The following is a 14,238-nucleotide window of genomic DNA, read 5'->3' as shown; positions in this document are numbered from 1 at the left end:
GTGTCCTCTTTGCATGTCCGCGATAACTGTAGACCCATCCACAGCTCCAGCGCCTCTGACGGCAGCCGGGCTGACCGACCTTGCCCAATCGATCAAGGGCTGGGGGCGCGAGCTCGGCTTTCAGCAGGTCGGGATCTCGGGGCTGGACCTGGCTGAGCACGAGCAGCACCTGGAGCGATGGCTGGACGCCGGGTATCACGGCGAGATGGACTATATGGCAGCGCATGGCAGCAAACGTTCGCATCCGGACGAACTGGTGCCGGGAACGCTGCGCGTGGTGTCGTTGCGCATGGACTATCTGCCCGGCGACACGCAGATGGCTCAGTTGCTGGGGCAGCCCGAGAAAGCCTACGTCTCCCGTTACGCGCTGGGCCGTGATTACCACAAGTTGATCCGCAAGCGCGTGCAACAACTGGCGGAGCGCATTCAAGAGGCGATCGGGCCATTCGGGTTTCGCGCGTTCGTCGACAGCGCCCCGGTGCTTGAGAAGGCCATTGCCGAGCAGGCCGGGCTGGGCTGGATCGGCAAGAACACCTTGGTGCTCAATCGCAAGGCCGGCAGTTACTTCTTCCTCAGCGAGCTGTTCGTCGACCTGCCGCTGCCGGTAGACGCGCCACACGCCACCGAGCATTGCGGGCGCTGCACGGCGTGCCTGGACGTATGCCCGACCAACGCTTTCGTCGGGCCCTACGTGCTGGATGCTCGAAAGTGCATTTCCTACCTGACCATCGAGCTGAAGACGTCGATCCCCGAAGACTTGCGCTCAATGATCGGCAATCGCGTATTCGGCTGTGATGACTGCCAGATTGTCTGCCCTTGGAACCGCTTCGCCCGGCCAACCGATCAGACAGACTTCAAGCCGCGCCACGGTCTTGATAACGCCGAATTGACGACGCTGTTTTTGTGGGACGAAACGACCTTCCTGAGCAACACCGAAGGCTCACCGCTGCGGCGTGCCGGGTATGAACGCTGGTTGAGAAATCTGGCCGTGGGGCTGGGCAACGCACCGTCCACCATCCCTGTGATCGAAGCGCTTAAAGCACGGCGGGAGCATCCGTCAGAGATGGTGCGCGAGCATGTGGAATGGGCGTTGGGACAGCATGACGCCAGGGGCTCAGAACGCTTGCTGTAATCGCACGCTGGCTCAATGCCCGTCTTTGTAGATAAATTTCGGCATTTCCCACCTAAACCTGATTGCCAGCAGCCGCAGCAATAGCCCGCCAAACAATGTAATCAGCGTGCCCTGCTCCACAGGCAGTCCAGCGTACTGACACAGCAAAAAACACCAAGCAGCGGCAAACGACACGCTGGCATACAGCTCTCGGCGGAAGATGAGGGGGATGTCGTTGCAGAAGATGTCCCGCAGGATCCCGCCAAACACGCCGGTGATCACCCCGCTCACGGCGGCGACGGTCATGCTCAAGCCCATGTCCAAGGCAGTCATGCAGCCGATCAGGGTAAACGCCACCAACCCCAAGGCGTCGAGCACCAGAAACAGTGAGCGCAGATGGCGCATCAGCGGAGCGATGAAAATCGTCACCAGCGCCGCGACACTGGTGAGCATCAGGTATTCCGGGTGCTTGACCCACGTCAGCGGGTAATGCCCCAGCAGCACATCGCGAACCGAACCGCCGCCCAAGGCAGTGATGCACGCGATCAGCACCACACCGAACCAGTCCATGCCGCGACGGCCTGCGGACAGCGCGCCGGTCATGGCCTCGGCCGTAATGGCGATCAGGTAGAGCATCAACAACATGGCGGCAGTCCCTGCGAGAAAAGGGGCGCAGTCTAACCACTCGGTCGGGTCACCAAAAGAGAGCGTTGATCTCTTTGCCATCTGGTGGCGACCGGGCTCAGCGCCCTGTCATCACGACTTGATGAAGTGCTCGCGATAAAAGCGCAGCTCGGCGATCGACTCACGAATGTCATCCAGCGCCAGGTGGGTGCTGCCCTTCTTGAACTTGAGGTCGGGCGACCAGCGCGCGGCCAGCTCCTTGAGGGTTGAAACGTCGAGGTTGCGGTAGTGGAAATAGTTTTCCAGTGTCGGCATGCGCTTGTACAGGAAGCGACGGTCCTGGCAGATGCTGTTGCCACAGATGGGCGAACTGCGCTCGGGGACCCACTGCTTGATGAACTCAAGCGTCATGGCCTCGGCTTCGTCGTTGGAGATTTTGCTCTCGCGCACACGCTGGGTCAGGCCGGAACCGCCGTGCTGGCGGGTGTTCCATTCGTCCATGCCGTTCAGAAGCTCATCGCTCTGATGAACCGCAATGACCGGGCCTTCGGCCAGGGTGTTGAGTTCGCTGTCGGTGATGATGGTGGCCATCTCGATGATGACGTCGTTATCAGGGTCCAGACCGGTCATTTCCAGGTCGATCCAGATCAGATTCTGTTTGTTCTGCATATGTCGGCTCCTCAGCGTTGGCGCGCAGTTTAGCCCACCCGGGCGTGCTAGACTCGCCCGCGCTTTATCAAATCAGCACCTTTATGCGTCTTCAAACGGAACACTGAACACCCATGGCCAAACGCCAACTCAATCGCCGCCAGAACTGGCGCATCGAAAAGATTCAGGGCGAACGCGCAGCGCGTGCCGCCAAACGTGAATCAACCGCTCTCGAAACGCTGGAAGGCGGCGATCTCGGCCCCGAGCAAACGGGCCTGGTCATCGCGCACTTTGGCGTGCAGGTAGAAGTCGAAGCGCAGGACGGCGAGCTGCAGGGTCAGGTTTTCCGCTGTCACTTGCGTGCCAACCTGCCAGCGCTGGTCACCGGCGACCGAGTCGTGTGGCGCGCTGGCAATCAGGGCATCGGCGTCATCGTTGCGCAGCTGCCCCGCGATACAGAACTGAGCCGCCCGGACAGCCGGGGCCAGCTCAAGCCGGTCGCCGCCAACGTTGACCTGATCGTCATCGTGTTCGCACCGGCGCCCGAACCCCACGCCAACCTGATCGACCGCTACCTGGTGGCTGCCGAGCACGCGGGTATTCGCCCGCTGTTGCTGTTGAACAAGTTTGACTTGATCAACGATCAGAATGCGCCCGCGCTCAATGCGCTGCTGGCCGTGTACCGCACGCTGGGTTATCCGGTGCTGGAAGTGTCAGCCCACCACGGCGACGGCATGCAGCAATTGCAGGACCAGCTGGATGGCCACATCAGCGTGTTCGTCGGTCAGTCCGGCGTGGGCAAATCCTCGCTGGTCAACAGCCTGCTGCCGGAAGTCGGCACGCGCGTCGGGCCGTTGTCGGAGTATTCGGGCCAAGGCACGCACACCACGACCACCGCGCGCCTGTTCCACTTTCCGCGCGGCGGCGACTTGATCGACTCACCGGGTATTCGTGAATTCGGCTTGGGGCACGTCAGCCGCGCCGACGTCGAAGCGGGTTTTATCGAGTTTAACGACCTGCTCGGCCGATGCCGCTTCCGCGACTGCAAACATGATCGCGAACCCGGTTGTGCTTTGTTGCAGGGCCTAGCTGACGGCCGTGTACAGCAGCAGCGCATGAACAGCTATCGCTCGATCATCGCCAGCTTGCCGGAAAGCAGTTACTGACGGACCCCGCCCGACATGGCATTGGGGTCCGAGATCAACTGTGGGAGCCGGCTTGCTGGCGAACGCGGTGGATCCGTTAAGCTGCCGTGCCTGACGCGTTCGCCAGCAAGCCGACTCCTACAGATTTCGCCGTTCCAGATGAAACGGCTTAAGAGCACAACCAAAAACGCCGCGATCATCGCGGCGTTTTTGTGTCTGCAACCCAAGTATCAGTTCTTGGTTTCGTCGATCTTCAGCTGGCCCTGATCGAAGATATTCAGCTTCTGCCGAATCTCGTGGGGCTGGGCATAAGCCTGTGGATCAACTGCCGGTGTGGAAATCGACGCCCCCGGCTGATTGGCCGGTGCGGTAGCGCCAGGTGCCGGCAATGGCGCGGCGGCTCCAGGCGCATCCGGGGTTTGCGGTGCTCCACCTGAATTCTGCGCACCTTCGATCCGCTGCTGCGCTTTCTTGGTCATCACCACAATGTCGATGCGACGGTTGATCGGATTTTGCGGGTGCTCCTTGTCATACAGTGCCGAAGACGCATAACCCACCACGCGCGCCACCTGCTGATCCGGATACCCACCCGCGAGCAGCGCACGGCGGGCAGCATTCGCCCGGCCGGACGACAGCTCCCAGTTGCCGAAGCCGTTGTTGCCGACAAAAGGCGTCGCGTCGGTGTGACCACTGATGCTGACTTTGTTCGGCACCGCTTTAATGGTGTCGGCCATGGCCAGCAAGATGTCTTCGAAATACGGTTTTAACTTCGCACTGCCGAGGTCGAACATCGGGCGGTTTTCGGCGTCCGTGATCTGGATACGCAAGCCGTCCTGAGTAATCTCGAACAGAATCTGGTCCTTGAACTTCGCCAGTTGCGGACTCTCGTTGATCTTGGTCTGCAACTCTTGCAGCAGCATCTCCAGACGGTCCTGCTCGACCTGCTCGGCGGCGGCGTCCTGCTGATCCGCGTCGACCGGCAAGCGATCCGGCGAAGGCGTGGATTGCACCTCCGGGTTCAGCGTCTGGTCCGGGGACATTTCCGGCGAACCGCCCAGGTCGATAACGTACGGCGAGCCGCTTTCGGAAAAACCGACCGGATCCTTAAAGTAACCGGCGATGGCGAGCAGTTGTTCGGGCGTGGCCGACGACATCAGCCACAGCACCAGGAAGAACGCCATCATCGCCGTCGCGAAGTCGGCAAATGCGATTTTCCAGGCGCCGCCGTGATGCCCTCCGCCGTAGCGCTTGACGCGCTTTATGATGATCGGCTGATTATTTTCCATGGATCAACGACCGCGGACAGCTTGTTCCAGCTCGCTGAAGCTGGGGCGATGGGCGGGGTACAGAACCTTGCGACCGAACTCTACGGCCAGGGAAGGCGGCACGCCGGACGCCGACGCTACGAGCGAAGCCTTGATCGATTCATAGACGTTCATTTCTTCCTTGGCATCGTGGGCCAGGGAAGTGGCCAACGGGCCGAAGAAACCGTACGCCGCGAGAATACCGAAGAACGTACCGACCAGCGCCGCACCAACGTGCATGCCGATCGCGGCTTTGTCGCCGGAACCCAGGGAGGCCATGGTCACCACGATACCCAGTACCGCAGCAACGATACCGAAGCCTGGCATGGCATCGGCGACACCGGTCACTGCGTGGGAAGGATGCTCGAGCTCTTCTTTCATGCTCAGCAGTTCCATGTCGAACAAGCCTTCCAACTCGTGGGGCGCCATGTTGCCGGAAGACATGATGCGCAGGTAATCGCAGATGAAGGCGATCATGCGGGTGTCTTTGAGCACGCCAGGGTACTTGGCGAAAATCGGGCTGTTCTCGGGCTCTTCGATATCGCCTTCGATGGCCATCATGCCTTCGCGACGGCTCTTGTTCAGGATCTCGTAGACCAGGCCCAGCACTTCGAGGTAGTAGCCGTGGGTGAACCGGGTGCTGAACATTTTCAAGGACTTCTTGATGACCAGCATGGTCATATAGCCCGGGTTGGCTTGCAGGAATGCACCCAGCGCCGCACCGCCGATGATCATGACCTCGAAAGGCTGGATCAACGCTGCGATCTGACCGTGGGACAGTACGTATCCGCCGAGAACGCTCGCGAAAACGACGATGATGCCGATAATTTTTGCCATAGGTAGAAAATACTTACTGAGTCGGGTTCATGGTCATTGTGCGAGAAGCGCTTGAAACTCTTGTCCTGCTTATCGGCATGAATGCGCCAGACTATAGTCAGATCACAGGAAAATGCTGACCGGTGCGTCGCGACGGACGTTGCGTCACGAGGGCCAGCATGATGCCAGTATCCGACATCGATCTAACCTCCCAGCCGTACGGGTGTTGTGAATGCAATCAGATAAAGCTTCTTCGCTACCTGTCCCGCGCACCCTGGATCAATGGATAAAACAACTCGACGGCATCGCCTTGCCGGTGCCGGCGGTGGCGTATCAGCGCGTGCAGGCGGCATTGACCGACAGCCGTCGCTCACTGCGCGATATTGCCGAACTCATGCAGGACAGCCCGGCGTTGGTGCTCAATGTTTTGCGCGAAGCCAACCTGAACAGCCCGGCCACGGCCCAGCCTGCGGAGAGTCTTGAAGTTGCCATCAACCGATTGGGGCTGGCGCGCACCGAAGCGCTGCTGGCGCGGTTGCCCAGTGTCGATGCACGGGATATCCCCATGGCTCTGCGTCAGATACAGCTGATCAGTCAGCACGCCATGCAACAGGCTTACGGCCTGTTCGCCAATCAACTGGCCCGGCTGTGGCAAGACATCCATCTGGGCAGCCTGCTGTTTCTTTCGCCGCTGTGGCCGATGGCGCTGGCGCACCCAAAACTGCTGGAAGAGTGGGAGTTGCGGGTTATCCACAAGGGCGAGTGCGCAAAGGCTGTGGAAAACACGCTGTTCGGCGTGCGACTGGTGCATTTGTGTCAGGCGCTGGCGCAGCACTGGCGCCTGCCGATCTGGGTGACCCAGGGCTACGAGCTACTGACCTCCCAGCAACGCAATCTGGTGAGAGTCCTGCGCATCGCCCACAGCAACAACGACCCGGTCAAGCAGCAACAGCAACTCTACGCCGACTTGCCGCTGCGCCGCTGGCTCAACCAGCCCGCCAATACAATTTTGCTGGCCAATGGTCTCGCGCTGTCGGCGCACCAGGCCTGGGACACGCCGCACAGCCTGCGCTGGCAACTGCTCACCAGTCTGTATCTCCAGCAGTCACTGGATGATCTCCAACAGCAGGTTCACCAGAACGCAGCGGCCAGCGCGCGTCAGCATTCCAGCCCGGACATCTGGCACCCCGCCCAGGCGTTGCTGTGGCCGTGGAATGCACGACGAGTACATAAGGGCTTGTTGCCTGCCCCGCCCCCCTCGCCCGACGCCTTGCAGACGTGGCGCAAGCACTGCGCCGATTTGCTCAAAGAGCCCGGCATGTTCATCAACGCGATACACCTGACCACCTGCGCCCGGGATGCCCTGGTAGCCGCGGGCATGCAGCGAGTGGTATTGCTGATGACCGATCGCAAGACCGACAGCCTGCGCGTGCATCAGATTGCGGGCGTAGACAAGTCGGCCGCTGCGTTGCTGGTGCCCTACAAAGACAGCACCGTACTGCAACGCCTGCTCGCCCAGCCCACGCAGTTGCGCCTGACGCCGGCCAACAACGCTCAGTTTTCGGCGCTGCTGCCGCCGCAACTGCGCAATCTGTTCAGCGGCGAAAACCTGTTGATCCGCTCGCTCGCCAGCAATGGACGCGTGGTGATGATGGTGGTGGCTGATCAGGGCGGCGGGCCGTTTTCCGAAGTCTCCGTCCAGGCTTTCGGGAAAACAGGCCAGTGCATCGAGAAAGCCCTCACCACCTTTAGCCATCGCAATGGCTGACGGCTGAGCTACAATTCGGAACCTTTTCGCGATCCGGAGACGCTAGATGTCTGCCTTTTCAAGCTTGCCGCTGGTCATCGAGCCCGCAGACCTGCAAGCACGACTCAGCGCGCCAGAGCTCATTCTGGTCGACCTGACCAGCCCGGCCCGCTATGAGGCCGGGCACATCCCGGGCGCACGATTCGTCGATCCGAAACGTACGCAACTGGGCCTGCCACCTGCGCCGGGGCTGCTGCCCTCCCACGGGCATCTGGAAGCGCTGTTCGGCGAACTGGGACACAACCCCGACGCGGTGTACGTGGTGTATGACGACGAAGGCGGTGGCTGGGCCGGCCGGTTCATCTGGCTGCTCGACGTCATCGGACACAAAAAGTATCACTATATCGACGGTGGCCTGCTCGCCTGGCAAGCCGAAGGCCTGCCAATGTCGACAGAGGTGCCAAAAGCAGTCGGCGGCCCGGTTTCTCTGACCTTGCACGACGAGCCCACGGCCACCCGCGAATACCTGCAAAGCCGTCTGGGCGCCGCTGACCTGGCGATCTGGGACGCGCGCGCGCCGACCGAGTACTCCGGCGAGAAAGTCGTCGCGGCCAAGGGAGGTCACATTCCCGGCGCCGTGAACTTTGAATGGACCGCCGGCATGGATCAGGCGCGCCACCTGCGCATCCGCAAGGACATGCCGAAGATCCTTGAAGATCTGGGCATCACCCCGGAGAAAGAAATCATTACCCACTGCCAGACCCATCATCGCTCGGGCTTCACCTATCTGGTGGCCAAGGCGCTGGGTTACCCGAGGGTCAAGGGCTACGCCGGCTCCTGGGGCGAGTGGGGCAACCATCCGGACACCCCGGTCGAGAAATAAATCGGCGCCCGACGAGGCGTCGATCCGTATTCCCCTTTTTCAAACGTTTTAGGAATCTTGATGAAACAGCGTCTGTTTATCCTTTTCCAGTATTTGCTTCCCCATCATCTGCTGTCGCAACTGGCCGGATGCGTGGCCGAATGCCGCGTACGCTGGTTCAAAAATGCCTTCACCCAATGGTTTGCGCGCCGCTATCAGGTCGACATGTCCCAGGCTCAGGTCGAAGACATCACCGGGTACCCGCACTTCAATGACTTCTTCACCCGTGCCCTCAAACCGGGTGCGCGCCCGTTGGACCCGACGCCGGGCGCCATCCTTTCCCCTGCCGACGGCGCGGTTAGCCAACTGGGCCCGATCGAACACGGGCGGATTTTCCAGGCCAAAGGCCACAGCTACAGCGTATTGGAACTGCTGGGCGGTGACGCGCGCCTCTCCGCGCCGTTCATGGGTGGCGAGTTCGCAACCGTTTACCTTTCACCGAAAGACTATCACCGCGTTCACATGCCGCTTGCCGGCACTCTGCGCGAAATGGTTTACGTGCCGGGCCGACTCTTCTCGGTGAACCAGACCACAGCGGAAAACGTGCCGGAGCTGTTCGCCCGCAACGAGCGCGTCGTGTGCCTGTTCGACACAGAGCGCGGTCCGATGGCAGTTGTGCTGGTCGGGGCCATGATCGTTGCCTCGATCGAAACCGTATGGGCGGGCCTGGTCACGCCGCCCAAGCGCGAGCTCAAGACTTTCCGTTACGACGAAGCGGCACGCGCGCCCATCCATCTGGAAAAAGGTGCCGAGTTGGGGCGCTTCAAACTGGGTTCTACGGCCATCGTGCTGTTCGGCCCGAATCAGGTGAAATGGTCCGAAATGCTGGCGGCCGGTTCGTCGGTGCAGATGGGTCAGGCCTTGGCGTTGCCATTGCAGGCCTGATTCTTGCCTTAGCTAGTCCCTAAGAGCGTGATGCTGTTTTTCTGGCGCAAATTGCTTAAAGCCGTCGCGCTGCATCACGCATCACCAGGGATTGCGGGGTGGGTCCAGGACAATGGGCCCAGGCTGCGACGGTTGCAGGATGCTGCTAGAGTCCCTTGTTAGCGCTGTAGGAAACTTCGCTTTCAATGGACGTAAACGTGCTCTTTTCGCTCGGCGAGGGTGCTTGCCCCGGAGTTGGACGCCGCCGTTCAGACCTGTAGTCGTTGGAGTTTGCCTGTCACATGAGTAATTTAAGCCTCCCACTGTTGTTGCGCGCACCTGTGCCGACGCAGTCGAGCCTGTCGTTCTGTGACGCGACCCCCAAAGACATGAAACGCTGGATCGCCACCCTGCCCAAGGCCAATCTCGGCGAAATGGCGCGCCAGCTCTATCAAGGGCTCGGCGAGCTGAATCAGCTGCTTACCCCCAGCGACAACCGCATGCAGCTCCTCGAATTGCTTCGCCCGGAAGTCTCTTTCGTGTGCAAGCATCTGGAGCGTCACTTCCTGAACCAGTCGGTCGTTCTCGAAGAGCGTCCGCGCAAAGTCGCCAACCTCTGCCAGGCCCTGCAAAACCACCTTGCCATTGGCTATAAACAGATCATCGCGCGGGTCGCGGTCAAGCTCGGCAAAGACCGCATTGGCCTGCTGACCACCGCCCTTCAGCGCGCGCTTAGCTGCCTGAACGGCCCGCTTATCCGCGCCAACCAGCTTTACTGCCCGGTGCAGGATGGTCTGTGGCTTGAACTGCACCAGATCTATCAGATCGCCCGCCAGCATCAATTGCAAAACGTGCCGGTGGCCGACAGCCTGGCCCACAACGCCCAGACGATGAGCGTTGAGCAGACTTACATTGTTGCGCTGCTGATGGGTTGTTCGCGATGCAATCAGATGCGCCAGCACAACATTGGCAAACTGGCCGAGGCGCTGGATGCATGGAGCGCGATGGTCACGCTGCAGCAGCCGCTGGACAGCAACAGCCTCTACGCAGTGTCGCCAGGCACGGACACAGCGCCGCGCTATGCCGCGCTGTACGACGACGATCTGCGACCGAATTTGCTCGGTATCGACCCGCGTCCTCTCTCGGCCGCGCTGGAGCGCTACACCGAAACGGCCGTTGAAGAACGCTCGAAGTCAGTGCTGAAAGTGCCGCCCGGGTTGTCCATCGATGTCCTGCAGCACCTTGCGGCCGCGTGGGGCGATGTATCGGAACGGGCGTTTCAACGCACCCCGGGGCAAGGCACCCTGACCGTTTGTGTGGGCATGAGCGCCCTGCATTATTACGTTGGCGGCCAGCAGTCCTTCAGCGACCTGCTGCAGATGTCGACCCTGTCCCGAGTCGCCGAATACACGCTTCAGCCCCTCAAACCGGCGAAGCATGACCCGTGGGCGCAGACGGCGGACGTGCAACGCAGCGGCACGTCCGAGAGCATGCTGCCTTTCGAGGAAATCGAGTACAAACGCGATGACGCTGAAGGCAATGCGGCGTCCGACGGGCAAAAAAGCTTTCCCACTTACGCGCTGCACATCGTCAATCACAGTCCGGGTGGCTACTGCCTGGCCTGGCCGAAAGAAGTACCTGATCAGCTGCAAGCCGGTGAGATGATCGGCATTCAGGACCATGGTCACGGCTGGAGCATCGCGGTGGTGCGCTGGGTGCGGCAGGTCCGCGGTGGCGGTATGCAAATGGGGGTTGAGCTCATTGCGCCTTTTGCCCAGGCCTGCGGCATGCAGCTGACCCGCGCCGAACAGAGCAGCCAGTTTCTCCGCGCCCTGCTTCTGCCGGAAGTTCGCGCCATCGACGTGCCCGCGACGGTCATCGCGCCGCGCCTGCCGTTCGAGGACGGCTCCAAGGTGCTGATCAATACCAGTGGCGAAGAGCGCCGCGCGAGCCTGAGTAACCGTCGGGCGACCACGGGCAGCTACAACCAGTTTGAATATCAGATTCTTGAAGGACCGAAAAAGGCTGCGACGCCAGACGCCGGCGGCCCGGAGCAGGAGTTCGACTCGCTGTGGACGGTGCTTTGAGCCATCGAGGCATCCGTTGCAGATGCCTCAACGTTCACGCTTGTTAAGCGCTGCGCCCTTCCCGGTCACGGAACCCCAACAGATACAGCACGCCATCCAGCCCCAGCGTAGAGATGGCCTGCTTCGCCGACTGCTTGACCAGCGGTTTGGCGCGGAACGCCACACCCAGGCCCGCGATGGCAAGCATCGGCAAGTCATTGGCGCCATCGCCCACTGCAATGGTCTGCTCCAGACTCAACCCTTCCTTGCTGGCGAGTTCGCGCAACAGATCGGCCTTGCGCTGGGCGTCGACGATCGGCTCGATCGCGTTACCCGTGCACTTGCCGTCTACCACCTCCAGCTCGTTGGCGAAGATGTAGTCGATGCCCAGTTTGGCCTGCAGCTGGCGAGCGAAGTAGGTGAAGCCGCCCGACAAAATCGCGGTTTTGTAGCCCAGCCGCTTGAGTTCGGCGAACAGGGTTTCAGCGCCTTCGGTCAAACGCAACGAGGCGCCGATCTCGTCCAGCACCTTCACATCCAGGCCTTTGAGCAGCGCCAGTCGCTCTTTGAAACTGGCGCGAAAGTCCAGTTCGCCGCGCATGGCGCGCTCGGTGATTTCCGATACGCGCTCACCGACGCCGTGGGCTTTGGCCAGTTCGTCAATGACCTCGGCTTCGATCAGCGTCGAATCCATGTCGAACACCGCCAGACGACGGTTGCGGCGGAACAGTGAGTCCTGCTGGAACGCGATATCGACGTTCAACTCTTGGGCAACGTGGAGGAATTCAGCCTGCATCTGCTGAGGATCGACCGGCTCGCCGCGCACGGAAAACTCGATACAGCCTTTGCTCTTCTCGGTGGGCATGTCCAGCGGCATGCGCCCGGAAAGGCGATCGATGCGGTCGATGTTCAAGCCGTATTTAGCGGTGATCGCACTGACCGTCTGCAGTTGCTCGGCGGTGACCTTGCGCGTCAGCAGCGTCACGATGTGCCGCGCCTTGCCCTGGCCGTCAACCCAGTGCTGATAATCGGCTTCGGACACGTCGGTGAAGCGCACTTGCTGACCCAGTCGGTCGACTGTTGCCTGTACGTTCTGGCGCACGGCCGCGCCTGCTTCGGTGTCGGGGATGTCGACCAGAAGGCCGAATGACAAAGCGTCATGAATCACCGCCTGACCGATGTCGAGAATGTTCACGCCGCCTTGGGCCAGCACACCGGTGATAGCCGCAGTAAGACCCGGACGGTCTTCACCGGTGATGTTTATCAGGACGATTTCGCGCAAGGCGCACCCCCGCAGTGGAAAAAAACCGCATTCTACGCACTTTCAGTGACCGCCGGGCACAGCCAGCGCTTTGCCGCCACAGGGTCGCTCGCTATACTGCGCCCCAACTTCACCACGAGAGCCGTGCTCAGTGAACCGGCCCACGCCAGTAAAAACCGATAATTTCTTCTTGCTGATCTTCCGGGCATTGCGTCATCGACGTGTTCCGATTGCTTTGCGCATCGCCAGCCACAACGTGATCCTCGTCGCGCTGGCTCTGGTGATCTACGCCTGCGTCATGGGTTTGCAATTCAAGCAAGCCATGCATGAACAGGCCGACGCATTGGGGCAAGCCCTGACCACGCAGACCGCCACGTCCGCCACCGAGCTATTGGTGTCCAACGACATCCTCAGCCTCAACGTGCTGCTGGGCAATCTGGTGAAAAACCCGCTGGTGGCCCACGCGGCTATTTATAGCCCCGACAACCGCATCCTTGCCGAAGCCGGACAGCGTCCGAAAAACGGCTTGCTGGGCGAGGCGGAAGGTCTCTACGAGATCAAGATCACCTTCCAGGACGTGGTCGCAGGCACTCTGCGCATCAGCCTGGACATGGCCCAGTTCCAGCAGCCGCTGACCATCAGCCTGCAGAGCATGGCGATTCTGGCCGGTATTCTTCTGGCACTGGCGCTGGCCTTGAGCCTTCGCCTGGGGCGCCATATTTCCACGCCGATGCTGCAACTGCGCATGTGGCTGCGCTACATCGATCCGTACACGCCCGCCACTGATCGTCAGGACGAGATCGGCGATCTGGCGCGTCAGCTGAAGACTTCCTACGCGCCGCCAGAACCGGAACCGGCCCCCATTCCCGAGCCTGCGCAGGTCGAGGACGAGGACGATACCTCCCCCGAGTTCGACAGCAGCGACCTGAGCGACCCTGACTTCGACGATGCGCCCAAACCGCGGGCCACGGTGATCCCGGCACGGCGTATCTCCGCCGAGGAAGATGAAGAAGACGAGGAGGACCCCTTTGCGGACCTTCGCGATCACTCCCCCGCCGCGCCAAAACCTGTGGCGCGCCCGATCCTGCCGGTCGTGCCATCGCAACCGCAGTACAGCGCCGTGCTGGCTGTGCAACTGGGTTCTCAGGAGCAACTGCGCCGACTGCCGCGCACGCGCCTGACCGAGCTGCTCGAGCGCTACCGTGACTGCATCGATCAGGCCGCTTCGCTCTACGACAGCGAGCTGCACACCCTGAACGACGGCAGTTCGCTGATGGTGTTCAGCACCCAGGACAGCGGCGATGACTACCTGACCAACGCCATCTGCTGCGGCGAGTTGCTGCGTGCATTGAGCCACGCGTTGCAGATCGAAGTCGCCGATAGCGGCATTACACTGCAGCTGCAGCTGGGCCTGACACTGGGCGAAGGCTTGCACGGCATGAACCAGATCGATCTGCTGCTGACCGAAACTGCTCAGGACGCCCTGGCCCTGTCGCAGCACAGCCGCAACCTGTTGCTGGTGGAGCGCAAGATCAGCGAAGACCCGACCATCCGACAGCGTGCGCGTATTCGCCCGATTGCGAGCCCTGAAGGTGCCAGCTGTGTGGAGCGTCTGATGGAGCCGTATCCGTCGATGCTGGAGCGTCAACTGGCGCGCATGCACGAAGCGCGAAAGGTCTAAGCGTCACCCACAAAAAAGCCCGCATTGCTGCGGGCTTTTTTGTGGGTGC

General features: G+C 61.1%; 12 protein-coding genes. 7 read left to right on the top strand and 5 right to left on the bottom strand.

Annotated elements, in window-relative coordinates; translation table 11 throughout:
* The first annotated feature begins 13 nt into the window (after nucleotides 1-13).
* Nucleotides 14-1,132, top strand: a complete 1,119-nt coding sequence (queG, locus tag ACYAR8_RS22575) for a tRNA epoxyqueuosine(34) reductase QueG (RefSeq protein WP_463581111.1) — start codon at nucleotides 14-16, stop codon at nucleotides 1,130-1,132.
* A gap of 12 nt (nucleotides 1,133-1,144) precedes the next feature.
* Here queG and ACYAR8_RS22570 read toward each other — a convergent pair whose 3' ends face one another.
* Together ACYAR8_RS22570 and orn are read right to left on the bottom strand one after the other, a co-directional pair.
* Nucleotides 1,145-1,756: a trimeric intracellular cation channel family protein gene (locus ACYAR8_RS22570; RefSeq protein ID WP_074891435.1), complete on the bottom strand. Its 612-nt coding sequence runs from the start codon at nucleotides 1,754-1,756 to the stop codon at nucleotides 1,145-1,147.
* Nucleotides 1,757-1,867: 111 nt separating this feature from the next.
* Complete coding sequence (gene orn / locus ACYAR8_RS22565; protein WP_065987811.1) at nucleotides 1,868-2,404, bottom strand: oligoribonuclease; 537 nt, start codon at nucleotides 2,402-2,404, stop codon at nucleotides 1,868-1,870.
* A 113-nt stretch (nucleotides 2,405-2,517) separates the two neighbouring features.
* Here orn and rsgA point away from each other — a divergent pair, with 113 nt between their 5' ends.
* Nucleotides 2,518-3,549: a small ribosomal subunit biogenesis GTPase RsgA gene (gene rsgA / locus ACYAR8_RS22560; protein ID WP_074891436.1), complete on the top strand. Its 1,032-nt coding sequence runs from the start codon at nucleotides 2,518-2,520 to the stop codon at nucleotides 3,547-3,549.
* 209 nt (nucleotides 3,550-3,758) lie between these two features.
* Here rsgA and motB read toward each other — a convergent pair whose 3' ends face one another.
* Together motB and motA are read right to left on the bottom strand one after the other, a co-directional pair.
* A complete protein-coding gene (motB, locus tag ACYAR8_RS22555; protein WP_463581110.1) occupies nucleotides 3,759-4,814 on the bottom strand; it encodes a flagellar motor protein MotB in 1,056 nt (351 codons plus the stop codon).
* 3 nt (nucleotides 4,815-4,817) lie between these two features.
* Nucleotides 4,818-5,669, bottom strand: coding sequence for a flagellar motor stator protein MotA (gene motA, locus ACYAR8_RS22550; RefSeq protein WP_037015764.1), 852 nt, complete (start codon nucleotides 5,667-5,669; stop codon nucleotides 4,818-4,820).
* Nucleotides 5,670-5,880: 211 nt separating this feature from the next.
* Between motA and ACYAR8_RS22545 the strand changes: the two genes are divergently transcribed.
* The 4 genes from ACYAR8_RS22545 (at nucleotide 5,881) to ACYAR8_RS22530 (ending at nucleotide 11,268) form a co-directional block, all read left to right on the top strand.
* Complete coding sequence (locus tag ACYAR8_RS22545) at nucleotides 5,881-7,416, top strand: HDOD domain-containing protein (protein WP_463581109.1); 1,536 nt, start codon at nucleotides 5,881-5,883, stop codon at nucleotides 7,414-7,416.
* A 46-nt stretch (nucleotides 7,417-7,462) separates the two neighbouring features.
* A complete protein-coding gene (locus tag ACYAR8_RS22540) occupies nucleotides 7,463-8,278 on the top strand; it encodes a rhodanese-like domain-containing protein (RefSeq protein ID WP_108119062.1) in 816 nt (271 codons plus the stop codon).
* A gap of 54 nt (nucleotides 8,279-8,332) precedes the next feature.
* A complete protein-coding gene (gene asd / locus ACYAR8_RS22535; protein WP_175514190.1) occupies nucleotides 8,333-9,202 on the top strand; it encodes an archaetidylserine decarboxylase in 870 nt (289 codons plus the stop codon).
* A gap of 281 nt (nucleotides 9,203-9,483) precedes the next feature.
* Nucleotides 9,484-11,268, top strand: a complete 1,785-nt coding sequence (locus ACYAR8_RS22530; RefSeq protein ID WP_463581108.1) for a molecular chaperone — start codon at nucleotides 9,484-9,486, stop codon at nucleotides 11,266-11,268.
* A gap of 43 nt (nucleotides 11,269-11,311) precedes the next feature.
* Here the strand turns inward: ACYAR8_RS22530 and serB are convergent, their stop codons facing one another.
* Complete coding sequence (gene serB, locus ACYAR8_RS22525; protein WP_463581107.1) at nucleotides 11,312-12,529, bottom strand: phosphoserine phosphatase SerB; 1,218 nt, start codon at nucleotides 12,527-12,529, stop codon at nucleotides 11,312-11,314.
* Between the two features lie 130 nt (nucleotides 12,530-12,659).
* Here serB and ACYAR8_RS22520 point away from each other — a divergent pair, with 130 nt between their 5' ends.
* A complete protein-coding gene (locus ACYAR8_RS22520) occupies nucleotides 12,660-14,189 on the top strand; it encodes a histidine kinase (protein ID WP_463581106.1) in 1,530 nt (509 codons plus the stop codon).
* The last annotated feature ends 49 nt before the right edge of the window (nucleotides 14,190-14,238 follow it).

The organism is Pseudomonas sp. HP_01, from assembly GCF_055284355.1.
The sequence above is the reverse complement of the archived record's forward strand: the minus strand, read 5'-3'. Positions and strand labels throughout refer to the sequence as shown.